Origin of the sequence: Streptomyces sp. NPDC047869 (genome assembly GCF_040704065.1) — a bacterium.
Lineage (GTDB): Bacteria > Actinomycetota > Actinomycetes > Streptomycetales > Streptomycetaceae > Streptomyces.
In genome coordinates, this window is sequence record NZ_JBEYRK010000050.1 from 25,119 (window position 1) to 40,417 (window position 15,299).

The window sequence follows — 15,299 nt, forward strand, 5'->3', positions numbered from 1 at the left end:
CGTCTGTCGCACCCATTGCACCGTGCAGCGGCGGTAGGGCATGTGCGGAACGGGCTGCCGCGAGAGCGCCTGCGTGTGACGTCAGCGCGCGAACTTCTCCATGGCCGCTGGGGTGACGGGGGTGAAGAAGTTGATGAGGTTGCCGTCGGGGTCCCGGAACAGCAGCGACCGGTTGCCCCAGGGCATCGTGGTGGGCTCGTTGACGAAGTCGGTGACGAAGCCGGTCAGGTTCTGGTGCACGCGGTCCACGTCGTCGACGAGGAACTCGGTGATGACGCTGTGGTTGTCCGCCGGGCGAGCAGAGCCTGGGGCGAACAGTGGGACAGTGCGGGTGCCGGCGATCGCGAGGGTGGCGCCCGCGGTCCTGAGTTCGGCGAAGTCCTCGGTGGCCCATATCGCCTGCGTCTGTGTGGCTCGCTCGTAGAACGCGACGAGGCGTGCCACGTCGCTGGTGATGATGCGGATCGAGATGAAGTCCACGGAAGTCTCCTTGGCTGCGCTGTAGGCGTGCATGTCGCAGGCTAGGAGGAATAGTGGACAGAATCGGTCCTGTATTCGCGCTAGGTTTGCGAACATGCCTCGACCCACCGGCCGCGTGCTGACACTCCTGGAGCTGCTGCAGTCGGGCGGCACCCGGACCGTGGCCGAACTCGCCGACCGGCTGGGCGTGGAGGGGCGAACGGTGCGGCGGTATGTGGGCCAGCTGACCGACCTGGACGTGCCCGTGGAATCGGTGCGGGGCCGTTACGGCGGGTACCGGCTCGCCCCCGGGTACCGCTTGCCTCCGCTCATGCTCAGCGACGACGAGGCGCTGGCCGTGCTGCTCGCTCTGGTCGCAGGCCGTCGAGCGGGCTTGACGACGGCGGAGCGCACGGCAAGCGAGACGGCGTCGGCGAAGATCCGGCGGGTGCTGCCCAGGCACATCGCCCGTCGGCTCGACACACTCGTGGAGGCTCTCGCCTTCACGGAACAGTCCGGCGGGTTCGAAACCCTGGACACCCCGGACGCTGAGGTCCTGCTCACCATCGCCGATGCGGTACGCCGCCGCCGGCCGGTGGCGATCCGCTACATCGACCGCGACGGACGGCGTAGCGAGCGGACGCTGCACGCGTACGGGATCGTCGCTCATGCGGGCCGGTGGTACGTCACGGGCAAGGACGCCCAGATCGGCGAGGACCGGACCTTCCGGCTCGATCGCATCGCAGACCCGAGGACCCTGCCCGGCTCATTCGAAGCGCCCGCGGGTCCCGGTCCGGCGCAGCGGGTGTTGTCAGCGTTCGCCACGGCCGAGTACCGGCATCAAGTGACCTTGCGAATCCAGGGGACGGTTGAGCAGATCCGCGCCCACCTTCCCGCCAGCGTCGCGCGCCTGGAAGAGTACGCGCCCCTGGCAGGCGAGGAGCGGGCGACCGAGCGCTGGCTACGCGTCGAGCTGCGAGTGGAGCGGCTCGACTGGCTGCCTCTCGTACTCGCCTCACTCGACCGGCCTTTCGTCATCGAGCGCCCCGATGAGCTGCGCGACCTGGTCATCGCGCTCGCCGATCGCCTCACGTCCTCCGCCCGCCAGGCCTGACAGTGAGGGAGTGAGTGGAAAGTGTCCGAGGCCGGCGTCCTTGATCGCTTCTGCCACCTCGACCAGCACCCCGCTGTTCGGTCTTCCCGTAACCGAGTTACCGGCGAAGCTCCCCCGGGCGTCGCCTTCGTCAGCCCACCCGGGAAGCGAAGGAAGCCGGCAGACCCGCCGGAGACACGTCACAGCCGAAACAACCGCGTCACTGATCAGCCGGGCGGCTGCCCGCTACGGTCTGACCGCCCTGGTGCGTGCCGGGGCAGTGGACAGGGGCCTGGCGCCGGCGTTCCCTCCCGGCGGCCACGCGCGAGTTCAGCCCGGTCTGCGGTGGCCCTTTAGTGTTTGACATCGCGAGAGTCCTCGACAGGCCCGGAGTTGCCATGCCACCGCAGATGAAGCTGTCCGCGATCACGCTCGACTGCTCGGACCCGCTGGCGCTGGCGGCGTTCTACCAGCAGGCCACCGGCCTCGAACGGCATCCGAAGTCCGACGCCGACTTCGCCGGTCTCAACCGCGAGGACGGACTCTTCATCGGTTTCCAGCGGGTCGACGACTACCGGGCTCCCCGCTGGCCCGACCAAACCGTTCCCCAGCAGTTCCACCTCGACTTCGACGTCGACGACCTGGACGAGGCCGAGGCGTGGCTCCTGGAACTGGGCGCAAGCAAGCCGGAGTACCAGCCCAATGAGAAGCGTTGGCGGGTCCTCATCGATCCCGCTGGTCATCCTTTCTGTCTGACGGCCAAAGGCTGATCTCACTGCGCGTGGCCTCGCAGCCGAGGACACCCGTGGGGTCGTCGGATATGCGATGGCCGACCAGAATTCCCCCGGCGCGCAACTGTGCCTCGCCGCTGGCACCTCCAGGGCGAGGCGCACACCGTCCAGGACGCTTCCCGACCAGCCAGCGATGCCACGCTCGCCGGTGGCACTGGCACCCACTGCATGTAGTCAGTGCTCGGCTGATCGCCTGTGAACATCGTGCCCGCAGGCAACGGCAGCAGACGATCCCGGAGGGCAGGACTCACGCGGTGCAGGGCCGCGCCGTCACAGAATCCGAGGCTCGGGACGTGGGCCGGTGGGTCCGGCTACCTATGCGCAGCACCGTCGGCAGGGGGCGGCAGGTTGCCCGGGAACGCTGCGGCCCACCACACGTCGTGCACGGTTGCCTTCGTCTTGAGCACGAGTCGTTCGCGGCGTCCTGGGCTCGTACGTGCCTGCGTGTGGCGGCTGGCCCCCGCGGACGGCGCCCAGCCGCGGGCCTGTGCAGTCGCCCCCGCCTCACGGCCGTCGCCCCGCTCCCGCAGACAGCCCCCATACCTCGACGAGGGTCTGATCTTGAACGCGTGCGCACTGCGGCCGACCTACGCGTCTTCAAGCGCTCGACCAACGGTCGCGGCCCCTCGTAGCCATACCGCTCCTCCCCACTCCGTGCGCCTTGCGCCCCGGGAAGGAGCCCTGAAGGGCGTCTGACGCCGGCGGTCCCGTGCCTTTGTGGCGTGCAGTGGTTTCCCTGTGAGGCGGCGCAACACAGCGCGGGATTGCCGGTTCGGCTAACCGGCAATCCCGCGGATCAGCAATGGCCCCCCGCCAATAGCTGCTCACGGATAGGCCTTGTGGTCGACGACATCAGCCACGAGGGCTGCGCATCCTGCTCCGCGAGGAAGGCGTCACCTTTCAACGCCTGGCGACCTGGAAGACCTGGAAGGATTCCGACTACGCGGTCGAGGAGGCCCGGGTCGGGTTCGGAGCGTGTGATGGTTCCAGAGCTCAGAAATCGGGCTGCACACGAAGTTCGGCAAGCGCGGCGGGGGCACGGTCCTTCGCGAAGGACCACCCGGGCATGCTTCCCCAGGAGATGGACCATCGCAGATATTCGACCAAGGTGATACCGGGACGCCGATCCACTCCTTCAAGAATGGGATCCGCTACCGTGTGTGCCATCCTGATGTCATACGTGGAGCCGCTCACATTGGCCTTGTGGAGTGCATCCGGAGAGAATTCAAAAATGAACTCCCCCTGATCCGATTCTGGGTCGTCTTCGAGCAGTTCGCAATACGTGTCCCAGTCGGCTCGAAGGCTCCCGGCATCCGGGATGATCAAGGGGTCGGGATAGAAGTCGACTTCTCGGGACTGAAATCCGGACGCATACTGGCCGAGCTCGGGAAGATTCCCCGAGAACCAGACTCCCCCGGCATATCTCAGGCAAGCGTCGAGGGCCAGAGGGATTCCGCCGATTCGCCCAGCAAGATCATCCAACTCCGCTGCATCGGCAGGCGTGGGCGGACTCAGCATAGCGCCGCTCACCTCCAGGCCGAGCGCAGTCAACTGTTCCGCAAGGCGGCTGATATGTGACGACACTCGCCGCATGGTCTCGGCGGCGACAGCGGAGCAGTCCTCGAACAGATTTTCAGGCACCGGCCCGAGGAGTCGCAAATCAGCCCATACTCCCTCTCGGTCACCGGCCATATAGCGCCGCGCATAAGAAGCCATGCGTACATACTGTCGGGGCATCGAGAAGACATCAAGCGAAGAATCTTCCTGCTCTCGGTCCCGCAACGGATGCGGCGTCCTCCGGATGCCACTACCGGAGGACGCCACATTCACACATTCACTACCGCAGCTTCAGATCACCGGTCCCACGGGGTTGCTGGGCCCGCACGCTGTACGCGAGGAGGCGATGATGCCAGAACCCGGGATATTGCCGTTCTCGATGACATTCACGAAGGTTTGCTCGGCATGGGTTTCCAGGCCGGGGGTGATGAGCTCACCCTTGTCGCCCCGTTTCATGAGGCGCTCGTAGCCCAATTCGGGGCCTCACTGGCCGCGGTCGACGTGGACGACGACGGCTACGCGGACGTCCTCGCCGGGGCGCCCGGCACCGACGTGACGGCTTCCGGCGCGCTCGCCGCCGACGCAGGCGCCGCCGTACTGCTGCACGGCAGCGCGGACGGACTTGCGGCCGCCGCTGCCAAGGAGTACGACACCGAGCACGCCGGCGTGCTCGGTGCCGCCGAGGCGGGCGACCGGCTGGGCAGCGCGGTCGCGGTCGCCGACCTCACCGGCGACGCAGTCTTGGACCTCGCGATCGGCTCGGACGGCGAGAACGCGGGCGACGGCACCGTGCTCACGCTCAACGGCGGTTCGGACGGGACGCCCGTGCCGGAGAGCGGCAGCTATTACGGACCCGTAGCCCTCGGCCTGAGCACCGGTTCGCACCTGAAAGTGGGTGCCGTACTGGCCCGATGAGGGGCGTGCTCCGGTCGGATCGGCTCCCGGACCGAGATCCGCGCCCTGTGCGGGCCGGCGGCCCGCCCCTCGACCCGCCCGCCACCACTTCAGCTGATCGGCAACGCGCGAGCCCTGTGCCACCAGCAGACGCAGAACCCTCCTGGTGGCGCGGCGAAGAAGCCCGGCTTCTTCGGCGCGGAGAAGGAAAGGGGGCGCCCGGCCGGGGCAGTGCCCGCCGGGCGCCCTTGCGCGGTCCCGGGTGGGATCCGCGGCAGGGCTCGCGCCGGAAGCGATCGGTCCGGCCGTTTTCGTCGGCCGCGGCCGGAGGGGTGCCGTCAGCCGGTGGCGGCGGGGTTGAGGCGTACGGCCATGAGGGCCACGTCGTCGTTTCCGTCGGGGGACAGCCGCTCCAGCAGGCGCGTGCAGGTTTCCTCGGGGTCGGTGGAGCCTTCGCCGGCCACTTCGGCCAGGGACTTCAGGGATGTCTGGAGGTCCTCGTGGCGGCGCTCGATGAGGCCGTCCGTGACCAGCAGCAGGAGTGTCCCGGGTGGTGCGGTGACCTGGTGTGCCGGCGGGTGGGGCAGGCCGAGGCCGAGCAGGGGGCCGTGCTGGGTGACGTACGCGGTGGTGCCGTCGGGGGCGCGCAGCAGGGGTGGCAGGTGGCCGGCGTTGGCGATGTGGAGGGTGTCGCCGTGGTGTGCGACGAGGACCACGCACAGGGTGACGGTGGCTCCGGGTTCGACGGTTGTCAGGAGGCGGTCCAGGCGCGAGAGGATCACCTCGGGCGGGTGGCCCTCGGTGGCGTAGGCCCGCAGTGCGTGCCGGATCTGTCCCATCACCATGGCGGCGTCCAGGGAGTGGCCGGCGACGTCGCCGACGGCCACGACCAGGCCGGCCGGTGTGTCGATGGCCTCGTAGAAGTCGCCGCCGATCTCGGTGTGGTCGCTGGCCGGGAGGTAGCGCACGGCCAGGTGGGCGCGTGCGGTCTTCGGCAGGCTTTCGGGGAGGAAGCTGCGTTGCAGGGTGAGGGCCAGGGCGTGCTCCTCGCTGTAGCTGCGCAGCGCCTCCAGGGCCAGCGCGCAGGCCTGGGTGAGCTGGGTGAGCAGCCGTTCGTCGTCCTGTGTCGTCAGGGCGCCCGCGGGGACGAGGAGCGCCACCGGGGGCCGTTCGGTCTTGGCGCGGCCTATGACGACGCGGCGGTTCGCCGGGTCCTTCAGTTCGGTGGGCAGGCAGGGCAGGGGGATGGTCTGCCCGCTGGTGGCCCATGCCTTGACCCGTTCGCTCTCTTGTCCCCAGCCGGGTGCGGGGTGCGCCTGCGGCTGGGCGGCCTGTGTGTCCGCGGGAGTGTCGTGCCAGGTGTGGGCGACCACCGGGTTGCCCTGGGGGGTGGTGAGGATCGCGGCGGCGTCGCAGCGGAAGATGGCCGCCGCACCCTGCGCTGTCGCGTGGACCAGTTGGTTGGCGTCGGGGGCGCTGTAGAGGGCGAGGGTCACTTCGTTGAGCAGGTGCAGTCGTTCCGCCAGTCGCTCGGCTCGGCGGCGGGCGCGGGCGTAGCGCAGGCTCGCGGTGATCGTGGCGAGCAGTTCGTCCGGGGCGATCGGCTCGACGAGGTAGGCGTCCGCGCCGCGGTAGAGGCCCTGGGTGCGGTCCTGGACGGTGATCGCGGACGCCGAGATGTTGATCACCGGGATGGATGCGGTGAGCGGGTCGCTCTTGATGCGTTCGCAGACCTCGAGGCCGGTCATGTCGGGAAGCCGGACGTCCACGACGGCGGCCTCCGGTGGCTCGCCGCCGTGCGGTGCGAGCAGTTCCAGGGCCCGGGTTCCGTCCTCGGCCTCGATGACCTGGTGTCCGGCGCGGCGCAGGGTGGTGGCCAGGACGTAGCGGTTGGTGGGGTTGTCGTCCACGACGAGGATCCGGGCCGGAGATCTGTCCTGTTCCAGTGCGTGGCTCATGGGTGTTCCTCGGCGCGGCGGTCTTGGGTGGGGTTGTTGGCCTGGAAGGGTTGCGGGGCGCTGTCAGGGCCTGTCGGTTCAGGGGTCGGCGCCGGCCGGTGTGGCGGCGGGGGGGTGTTCCGGCCGGGTCGACGGGTGGGGTGGGTCGGTCATGGCCGCGGCGATGCGCTCGGCTGTGAGGTGTGACTTGTTCAGGACGGCGCGGGCGTGGACGAGGCGGGGTGGGTCGACGTGCGCGGGGTCGAGCGCGGTCAGCACCGCCACGGGGATCGGGGCCGTGGCCGGGTCGGCGGCCAGCAGGCGAAGGACCTCGTAGCCGTCGAGGTCGGGCATGTTCAGGTCCACAAGGACGGCGTCCGGGCGCTCGCGTTTGACGGTCTGCAGGGCCTGGGTGCTGTCCGTGAGGACCGTGCTGGATGCGGCGAGCCGTTCGAGCACGGGGCGCAGGCCGGTCAGGAAGGCCTCGTCGTCGTCGACGACCACCACCGACCGCCAGATCGGTGTCGGCCGTCCGCTCTGGTGCTCGGTTTCGGCGGACCCCGTCGCAGCGGGGCCGGGTGGCTTCGCGGTCCGGGGCGCGGCGGGGACGCGGCCGGGCAGCTGAACGGTGACGCGGGTGCCGCGCCCCACTTCGCTGTGCAGGGTGAGGGTTCCCCCGAGTAGTTCGGTGAGTTTGCGGGCGTAGGGCAGTCCCAGCCCGGTGCCGGCCCGTCCGCGCTGGTGCGGGCCGCGCACCTGGTAGAACTCCTCGAACACGCGGTCCAGCTCGTCCGGGGGGATGCCCACACCGGTGTCGAGGATGGTGAAGACGAACCAGTCGGCGCCGTCGCGGTCCTGTTCGGTGACGTCCAGGCTGACGGAGCCGTCGACGGTGAATTTCAGCGCGTTCGACAGGATGTTGCGCAGGACCCGGGTCAGCATGGTCTCGTCGGTGTGCAGGACGGCCCGCTGGTGGTGGTCGGGGATGTCCAGGCTCACGGTGGGGTGCGCGGTGCTCTGGAGGGTGCCGCGCAGTTGGTGCAGGACGGACCGCAGGTCGGTGTCGACCGGGTGCGGCTCCAGCCTGCCCGACTCGGCCTTGGCGACGTCGAGGAGTTCGTCCACGAGCGCCAGGAGGGTGCTGCCGGAGGACTGCACGAGGGCCACCTGCTGGCGCTGCTCGGGGGTCAGGGAGTCCGCGGCGGGATCCAGCAGGAGCCGGGTGAGCGCGATGACGGAGTTCACCGGGGAGCGCAGCTCATGGCTGACGTTGGCCCAGAACCGGGTCTTGTACTCGTCGGCCAGCTCGAGCTGGCGGGATTTGTCTTCCAGTTCCGCGTACAGGGCGACGACGCCGCTGTTGGTCTTCTCCAGCTCGCCGGCCAGCTCGGAGTAGAGCGCGACCACTCCGGCGTTGGTCTCCTCGAGTTCGGCGTTGAGCTGCTGCAGTTCCTCCTGCTGTTGCTGGGACTCCTCCAGGGCGGCCAGGAGCTGGCTGTTCTGCACGCGCAGCGTGTCGATCAGGTCCAGGCCGTCCGTCCGGTTGAGCCTGGTGACGATGTCGGCGGCGAGCTCGGCCAGGGGCAGGGTGGAGGCGGGGGCGTGCAGGGCGAAGGTCAGCTCGTGGCCGCCGCCGTCGTGCGGGGGAAGGTAGCGGCACGCGTCGAGCAGGCGGGTGGCGGACTTCAGCATCTCGGGCCGGGGAGCCGTCGGTCCGTGCCAGCGGAAACGCACGGACAGCACGGTGTGGCCGGTGTCCTCCATGAACAGTCGTGCGGTCAGCCGCGGGGCGCCCAGGAGGTGTTCGCCCGCCGCGCTCACCACGGTGGCGAGGCGGACGAGAGGGGGGCCTGTGACGCCCATGACCCGGCACGCGGACTGGCTGAACCGGCGCAGGGCGAAGACGTCCCGATCCTCCCGCAGGGCGATCGTGACCAGCTCCTGGGCGATCGGCCGGCTGCTCACGGCCGCCTGTGCCCGGCCACGACGATGCCGGCGTCGTCCCGGCGGACGCCGGCCTGGTTGAGGAGCTGAGCGGCGATCAGGGAGGGATGGTGGGCGAACAGACCGGGGAAGTCGGCGGGCTTCCACCGGTCGCTGAGGCCGTCGGAGTGCAGGATCAGCACGGCGTCGGGGGGAAACGCCGCGTCGAACGTGCGGAGACGCGGGAGCTGGAGGCCGACGATGCCGGGCAGGGACAGCAGTCCCGTGCGGCCTCCCCCGGCGGTGACCAGGGCGCTGATGTTGCCGACGCCCATGAGTTCCACACGGTGGCGCCGCGCGTCGATGAGCGCGAGCGCCACCGCGGCGCCGCGGGTTCCCTTCAGCGCGCGGTGCACGTCCTGCATGACGGCGCCGGGGGTCGTGCCCTTGCTCTCGCGGAAGGCGCTGCGGGCCAACTCCGAGACGCGGGCGGCCAGGGGCCCGTGCCCCAGCCCGTCACACATCAGCACGAGCGTGGCCTCACCGTCGCCTGGTGCCACCGTGCGCACGGCCCAGGTGTCCCCGCAGACCTGTTCGCCGCCGATCGGGCGGGTCAGACCACCGACCTCGACGGGGCCCGTGCCCGGCGGCGGGCCGTCGGCGGTCCAGAAACGGGTGTGGACGACCGACCCGCGCCCCGGCAGGGTGTGCACGCCGAAGCTGTCGGCCGCCCGCGCGATGGCGCCCAGGCCGATGCCCAGCGTTCCGGCCCCTGACGTTCCGTCGCGCAGGGCCGTGCCGACGTCGTGGATGCCGGGCCCGGTGTCCAGGGCCAGGCATTCCACGGCGGCGCGGTCGCGGGAACGGACCACGTGCAGGGCAAGGGCGCCGTCCTCAGCGTGCCGGAGAATGTTCGTGGCCATTTCGGTCACGCACAGTTCGACCTGCGCGACGCGTTCCTCCCCCAGGCCGATACTGCGGGCGAGCCGTCCGCCCGTCCGGCGCGCGGCCGCCGCGAGCGCCACGTCCGCCCGCAGCCATGTGACCTCACCGGCTTCACAGACCGAAGTGCCGTTCACCGACCCCACTTCACAATGCGCACCGTGGTGCCCGTCGGTCCCGTCTCGATGTCGAACTCGTCGACGAGCCGCCTGGCTCCGCTCAGCCCGAGCCCCATGCCGTTGCCGGACGTCCAGCCGTCCGTCAGGGCCAGTTCGACGTCCGGGATACCGGGCCCCTGGTCGGCGAACTCTACGAAGATCCCCGTGCGCCCCGCTTCGTTGACGGTCGTCGCCCGTACGACACCGCCTTGGCCGTAAATGAGCATGTTGCGGCCGAGTTCGCTCGCCGCCGTGACCAGTTTGGTCTGGTGCACCAGCGACAGGCGGCTGCGCTGCGCGAGGGTGCGGACCATCTGGCGCGCGGTGACGACATCACCGCTGCTGGCGACCGGCACACTCTCCAGCGCGGCTTCCTGCGCGTAGTTCCTCATGCGCGGCCCGCGGTCAGACGCCGCAGGAGCCTCAGTCCGCGCTCGAGGTTGAGTGCCGTGCGCACCCCGTTCAGGGAGAGGCCGAGTTCGACGAGCGTCATGGCGACGGCGGGCCGCATGCCGACGACGATCGTCTCGGCCCCGAGGATGCGGGAGATGGACGCGTTGGTGGCGAGCATCCGTCCGACGAAGGAGTCGACGATCTCCAGCGCGGAGATGTCGATGACCACGCCTCTGGCGCTCGTCTCGACGATCCGGCTGGACAGGTCCTCCTGAAGATCCATCACCATCTGGTCCTCCAGATCGGTCTGGATGGAGACCAGCAGTGTGTCACCGATCTTCAGTACGGGAACGCGGTCGGTCACAGCAGAGCACCCGCGTTCTCTTCGGCGTCCCGGGCGATCTCCTTGAGCGCCTGACGCAGGGCGTCGGACAGCGAGGCGTTCGTGGGAATGTCTCCGAACTCGATACCGAGGGCGACAATCGTCTGCGCGATCTGCGGCCGGATCCCCGAGATCGTGCACTGCGCTCCCATCATGCGAGCGGCGACGACGGTCTTGAGCAGGTGCTGCGCGACCTGGGTGTCGACGGTCGGAACGCCCGTGATGTCGATGATCGCGTGCGTGGAGTCGGTGTCGACCAGGGTCTGCAGGAGCTTCTCCATCACGACCTGGGTACGGGCCGAGTCGAGGGTGCCGACCAGGGGCACGCCAACGACGCCTTCCCACAGCTTCACCACGGGCGTGGCAAGCTCGAGCAGCTGCTCGGCCTGCGCCGTGATGATCTCCTCGCGCGTCCTGACGTACGCCTCCGTCGTCAGCAGGGCGAGGTCGTCGAGCAGTTGGGCCAGCCTGAGGTATACCCGGACGCCGTCTTCGCCGTTCACCAGTTCCGGCTCGAGGACTTCCTTGAGCGCCAGCACGCTGCGTGCGGTCTCGCTGGGCGTGAAGCCCTGCCGGGCCCGGTTGCGGGAGAGCTCGATCAGGAGGCTGCGCACCTCGCCGAAGTGCTCGCCCTGATCGCTCAGACCGCCGGCCTCCAGCGCTGCGCAGATCGCCGCGTACAGGTCCGCCAGCTCGCGCTCCATCTCGACCGTGCTCAGCCGTCCCTGCAGCGAATCGCTCACGGTCCTGGTCCAGCGCGCGGTGAAGTCGTCACGACGGGCCACCAGCGTCTCGACCAGCCGCTGCGCGTTGTCCTCGTTAACCACGTAACCCGCCAAGTGTTCGATTGAATATGCCGCACCGACAATACGGCAACGGAAAGCGCTGCCGACGCCGAGCCCGAGTCGGCCGTTGGGGCCGGTCAACGAGGGCCGCCGCCCTCAAGGCGGCGGCCCGGGCGCGCGGGCCCCGAGGAACCGGGAGCGGGTGGCCGTCAGGGCCTGAAAGGGGGCAGCTGCGGGGGCGGGTGGCCGTCACCGGCTCACGGCCTATGCGGACCGGCACCGGCACCAACCCGGCACGGCCGGCGCGACGATCGCCCAGATACCCCTCGCGCAGCCGGCAGACACCGCCTCACCCGGGGCTTCGGCGCAGTGAAAGGCCCCGCCCCTGCGCCCCGGGGAGTGCACCGGGAGCGGGGCCGCCTGAAGGCCTACCACCGGGGCGTCCGCCCCTCGCGGGTGATGAAGGGTGCCCTCCTCAAGTGGTGGGGCGCCGCAGGCGCGCCGGCGTCCCGGTAGGCAGCGGTTCGGGGACCCGGCGCGGCAGGGCCCCGGCATGCTGCCATCCCTGGCCCGCCCCGCCGTCGCCGTACGCCCCGGCTGAGCGTGTTCAGCCGGGGCGTTTCACAGGGGACAGCGTCCGAAGACGGCACCGCCGGGGTCGTCGGCCAGCGCGATGCGGGCGGTGATGCGTTTGCCGACCGGCTCGCGTTGTGCTTCGAAGCCCTGGCAGACGGCCATCACGATCTCCAGGCCGTGCTGGCCCACCCGGCCGGCGTCCGCGGCCCGGGCGATGGGCAGTACAGGGTCGGAGTCCCACACCGCGACCTCGACCACGTCGCCGGCGATCCGCAGATCCAGCAGCACCGGACCGGGCGCGTACTTGCGGGCGTTGGTGACCAGCTCGCTGACGACCAGCTGGGTGAGGTCCATGGCGCGCTGCGAGACGGGCAGACCGTGGTCTGCCTGGACGCGGGTGAGGAAGTCGGCGGCCATATGGCGGGACTGGGCGATGACGGTGCCGTCGCCGTGCAGCGCCGTCGTGGTCTGGATGGCCTGTCCGCCCGGCGTGCGGCTGTCCTCTCCTACGGGCGCTGGTTCCATCGCAGCCGCCTTCGCTATGCGGTTCACCCCGCGCGCATACCCCCGCCGATGAGGGCGACACCTGCTGCCCGGCCGCCAGTTCCGTCTCACCGGGGCACCACCTGCTGCTTGCAGGTCAGCAATTCCTGACGAGCATCCGGCCGAGCCCGGGATCACCGACATGGCTCGTGGTGTGGCTGACACGCGTGTCACCAACGTCCCGGGACAGCACACCCAGGGAACAACGTGACGACGGCGATGTCGGCGAGGCCGGCCCGGCGGTCTTCTCCGCCTGAGGCCCCTCTTTTCTGTCCCTGAGTGCGCTTGCCGGGGTAGGGCGGCGTGCGGTCATGTCCGCTGCCTGTGCGCGGCTTGCGCGGTGGAGCGGTCGGGGTGGATGGGGAAGACCTGGTTGATGCCGGTGAGGTCCAGCAGGTGCTGCACGGGTGGGCCGGGCGCGATGAGGTCGATGGTGCCGTCGACGTCGTGGAGGGCTCGCCTGGCCTGGAGCAGGCAGGTCAGGCCGGTGGAGTCGATGAAGGACAGCCCGGACAGGTCCAGCAGGACCACCGGCCGGGTGGGGCGCAGCAGTGTGTGCAGAGTCTGAGTGAGCTGGGCGCTGGTGTGGTGGTCGAGAGCGCCTCGCAGGGTGAGCAGGACAGTCTGGTCAGGCAGAACCTCGGTGTGCACGGTGAGCGCGGCTGCGGAGCCCGGCGAGTTGGCCTGGTGGTCGGGCATGGTCTGCTGCCTCCTTCTCCGCCGCGTGTCCCTGTGTCTCGTCATGCGCGGGGGCGCCGGCGTCAGGGGGTGAGGCGGTCCTGATCGGGGTCCCGCCATTCGGCGAGCAGGATGGTGGCGTCGTCGTTGAGGTGCCCATCGTGGTGGTCGAGGACGGAGTGGATGAGCCGGCGCAGCGTCTCGTGGACGGTGAGGCGGTCGGCGTGGTGGCGTACGAGGTAATCGGTGAACCGTTTGAGACCGAACTCCCGGCCCTGCGCGTCGCGGGCTTCGATGACGCCGTCGGTGTAGAGGACGAGCCGGTCACCGGGGTGCATCTGGTCCTGGCAGACGGCCACCGGCAGTCCCAGAGCGACGCCCATGGGCCCGGCCGGCGGGCAGTGCAGCTCACTGGGCCAGCGTCCCGAGCGCAACAGCATGGGCAGGTGGTGACCGCGGTTGATCCAGGTCAGCCGCCCGGTCCTCATGTCGAGATCGGCGAGGATTCCGGTGATGTAGCGGCTGGTGCCGAACTGCTCGATCAGAGCGTCTTCGACCGCCTGGGAGGTCTGCACGAGGTCGGCGCCCTGGCGGCGGGCGTTGCGGCAGGTGGCCACGGCCATGTTGGCGGTCAGGCCCGCTCTGGCGTCGTGGCCCATGGCGTCGAACATGAACAGATGCAGCACGTTGTCGGATACTGCGTAGTCGAAGGCGTCGCCGCCGACCTCGTAGGCCGGCTCCGAGACCGCGGCGACGGTGGTACGGCGGCCCGCGAAGGCCGAGGGCGGGGTCAGGTGCCACTGCATCTCGGCGGCGACGCTCATCGGTGCGGTGCGGATCAAGCGTGCGTAGGAATCGCTGAAGTTCCGCTTGCTGAGCAGTAGCAACGCCACCATCGACGCCAGTACGCGTAGCGCGTCCCGGGTGGCCTGATCGTCTTGGCCGGTGTCCACGCGCAGCACTCCGAGCCGTTCCACCCCATCGGTGACGGGCACCCACCAGCGGCAGCGATCACGCCTGGATGAGGCTGAAGGCTCGGTGACCAGGTCCACCCGTCGGAAGGCCAACCCGGCCAGGGTCGTGTCGACGGCCAGCTCCACACCATCCCTACCGGCGTCGGCACCCCGGCCGGTGACCTCGCGCAACACCTTCCCCTGCACGTCCACGAGGAAGAACGCCACATCGTGCAGGCCTACCGGCTCGACGCTGTCGACCACCATGCGGGGCAGCTCCTCCAACGCCGCCACATGGCTGGCCTGCATCAGATCGGTCAGCGCACTGCTCACCTTCACCGGGTCGATCACAAGACGACTCATCCCTCCCGGGCGTCTTCCCGCAGCCCTCTCGCAGGGCCGGGTGTCTACCGACTACCCCGTACCGGGAAGCGGAGCACGCCGGCGTTCCCCTCCACACGCGGTCGTCCGCGGTCGAAGAAGGCACCGGGAAGGCCCATCCAGCGTCACCGCCGCCCGCTTTTCGCCGGGCACCACATCACCGTCGGCGGTGTCATCGAACCCGATGAGGTGGATGGTGACGCGTTCGGCTACGCCATCGCCGACCACACCGCACACATGACCGTCTTGGACACGATGGGTCACGGCATCAAGGCGGGGAACGCGCAACCTCGCCGTGCCCGCCTGTCTGCCGTGACGGGCGCCGGGTCCGCTCCGGCGCCATGTTCAAGGCCGGGCCCGGCGCTCTTGTCAGGTTGAGGTGTTCTCCTGCGGCTGACCGCCCTGGGTGCGCAGTTGCTCGTTGATGCGCTGGGCTTCTGCGAGTTGGTCTTCGAGGATGATGATGCGGCAGGCGGCCTCGATGGGGGTGCCCTGGTCGACGAGTTCACGGGCCCGGGCGGCGATGCGCAGCTGGTAGCGGGAGTAGCGGCGGTGGCCGCCTTCGGAGCGCAGGGGGGTTATCAGGCGGTGCTCGCCGAGGGCGCGGAGGAAGGCGGGGGTGGTGCCGAGCATCTCGGCGGCCCGGCCCATGGTGTAGGCGGGGTAGTCGGCGTCGTCGAGGTTGTCGACGGGTCGGGTACTGGCAGGGGGCATAGACCTCTTCTTTCACGGACGCGTCGGGGGGCCCGGGGGGGGGGGGGGCCCCCCCCGCCCCCCCCGGTTAAAAACCACGAAACGGGGGGGGGGGGGGGGGGGGGGGGGGGGGGGGGGCGCCGGGGGGGGGGGGGGGGCGC

At 70.0% G+C, this 15,299-nt stretch carries 16 protein-coding genes and 1 pseudogene; 4 read left to right on the top strand and 13 right to left on the bottom strand.

Annotated features, from left to right (window positions below; genetic code table 11):
- Positions 1-81: 81 nt before the first annotated feature.
- The gene (locus tag AB0924_RS37230) at positions 82-480 is read right to left on the bottom strand and encodes a VOC family protein (RefSeq protein ID WP_358940203.1); all 399 of its coding nucleotides are present in this window, start codon (positions 478-480) and stop codon (positions 82-84) included.
- Between the two features lie 94 nt (positions 481-574).
- Between AB0924_RS37230 and AB0924_RS37235 the strand changes: the two genes are divergently transcribed.
- The 3 genes and pseudogenes from AB0924_RS37235 to AB0924_RS37245 all read left to right on the top strand — a co-directional run.
- A complete protein-coding gene (locus AB0924_RS37235) occupies positions 575-1,573 on the top strand; it encodes a YafY family protein (RefSeq protein ID WP_366913849.1) in 999 nt (332 codons plus the stop codon).
- Between the two features lie 377 nt (positions 1,574-1,950).
- Positions 1,951-2,322, top strand: a complete 372-nt coding sequence (locus tag AB0924_RS37240; RefSeq protein WP_366913850.1) for a VOC family protein — start codon at positions 1,951-1,953, stop codon at positions 2,320-2,322.
- An 860-nt stretch (positions 2,323-3,182) separates the two neighbouring features.
- Positions 3,183-3,307: pseudogene (locus AB0924_RS37245) on the top strand (IS630 family transposase); the annotation flags it as partial.
- A gap of 29 nt (positions 3,308-3,336) precedes the next feature.
- On the opposite strand, the gene AB0924_RS37250 reads toward AB0924_RS37245, so the two are convergent.
- Positions 3,337-4,059 (bottom strand): hypothetical protein, encoded by a 723-nt coding sequence (locus AB0924_RS37250; RefSeq protein ID WP_366913859.1) that lies wholly within the window; start codon positions 4,057-4,059, stop codon positions 3,337-3,339.
- 132 nt (positions 4,060-4,191) lie between these two features.
- Positions 4,192-4,356, bottom strand: a complete 165-nt coding sequence (locus AB0924_RS37255; RefSeq protein WP_366913860.1) for a hypothetical protein — start codon at positions 4,354-4,356, stop codon at positions 4,192-4,194.
- Here AB0924_RS37255 and AB0924_RS37260 point away from each other — a divergent pair.
- A complete protein-coding gene (locus AB0924_RS37260; RefSeq protein WP_366913851.1) occupies positions 4,306-4,815 on the top strand; it encodes an FG-GAP repeat protein in 510 nt (169 codons plus the stop codon). The genes AB0924_RS37255 and AB0924_RS37260 overlap by 51 nt on opposite strands.
- A gap of 317 nt (positions 4,816-5,132) precedes the next feature.
- Here the strand turns inward: AB0924_RS37260 and AB0924_RS37265 are convergent, their stop codons facing one another.
- From AB0924_RS37265 to AB0924_RS37310, 10 genes are all read right to left on the bottom strand, one after another.
- On the bottom strand, positions 5,133-6,752 hold the full coding sequence (locus AB0924_RS37265) for a fused response regulator/phosphatase (protein WP_366913852.1): 1,620 nt from the start codon (positions 6,750-6,752) through the stop codon (positions 5,133-5,135).
- Positions 6,753-6,830: 78 nt separating this feature from the next.
- Positions 6,831-8,696, bottom strand: a complete 1,866-nt coding sequence (locus AB0924_RS37270) for an ATP-binding protein (protein WP_366913853.1) — start codon at positions 8,694-8,696, stop codon at positions 6,831-6,833.
- A complete protein-coding gene (locus AB0924_RS37275) occupies positions 8,693-9,733 on the bottom strand; it encodes an ATP-binding SpoIIE family protein phosphatase (RefSeq protein WP_366913854.1) in 1,041 nt (346 codons plus the stop codon). Before AB0924_RS37275 ends, AB0924_RS37270 begins: the two co-directional genes overlap by 4 nt.
- Positions 9,730-10,146 (bottom strand): anti-sigma regulatory factor, encoded by a 417-nt coding sequence (locus tag AB0924_RS37280; protein WP_358940329.1) that lies wholly within the window; start codon positions 10,144-10,146, stop codon positions 9,730-9,732. The genes AB0924_RS37275 and AB0924_RS37280 overlap by 4 nt, the downstream gene beginning before the upstream one ends.
- Complete coding sequence (locus AB0924_RS37285) at positions 10,143-10,511, bottom strand: STAS domain-containing protein (RefSeq protein ID WP_358940330.1); 369 nt, start codon at positions 10,509-10,511, stop codon at positions 10,143-10,145. The genes AB0924_RS37280 and AB0924_RS37285 overlap by 4 nt, the downstream gene beginning before the upstream one ends.
- Positions 10,508-11,356: an STAS domain-containing protein gene (locus AB0924_RS37290; protein WP_366913858.1), complete on the bottom strand. Its 849-nt coding sequence runs from the start codon at positions 11,354-11,356 to the stop codon at positions 10,508-10,510. Before AB0924_RS37290 ends, AB0924_RS37285 begins: the two co-directional genes overlap by 4 nt.
- Before the next feature lie 579 nt (positions 11,357-11,935).
- Entirely contained in the window at positions 11,936-12,415 is a 480-nt protein-coding gene (locus tag AB0924_RS37295; RefSeq protein ID WP_366913855.1) for an ATP-binding protein, read from the bottom strand.
- A 327-nt stretch (positions 12,416-12,742) separates the two neighbouring features.
- Positions 12,743-13,132, bottom strand: a complete 390-nt coding sequence (locus AB0924_RS37300; RefSeq protein WP_358940332.1) for an STAS domain-containing protein — start codon at positions 13,130-13,132, stop codon at positions 12,743-12,745.
- A 62-nt stretch (positions 13,133-13,194) separates the two neighbouring features.
- A complete protein-coding gene (locus AB0924_RS37305; protein ID WP_366913856.1) occupies positions 13,195-14,427 on the bottom strand; it encodes a GAF domain-containing SpoIIE family protein phosphatase in 1,233 nt (410 codons plus the stop codon).
- A gap of 387 nt (positions 14,428-14,814) precedes the next feature.
- Complete coding sequence (locus AB0924_RS37310; RefSeq protein ID WP_358940334.1) at positions 14,815-15,159, bottom strand: MerR family transcriptional regulator; 345 nt, start codon at positions 15,157-15,159, stop codon at positions 14,815-14,817.
- Between the last annotated feature and the right edge of the window lie 140 nt (positions 15,160-15,299).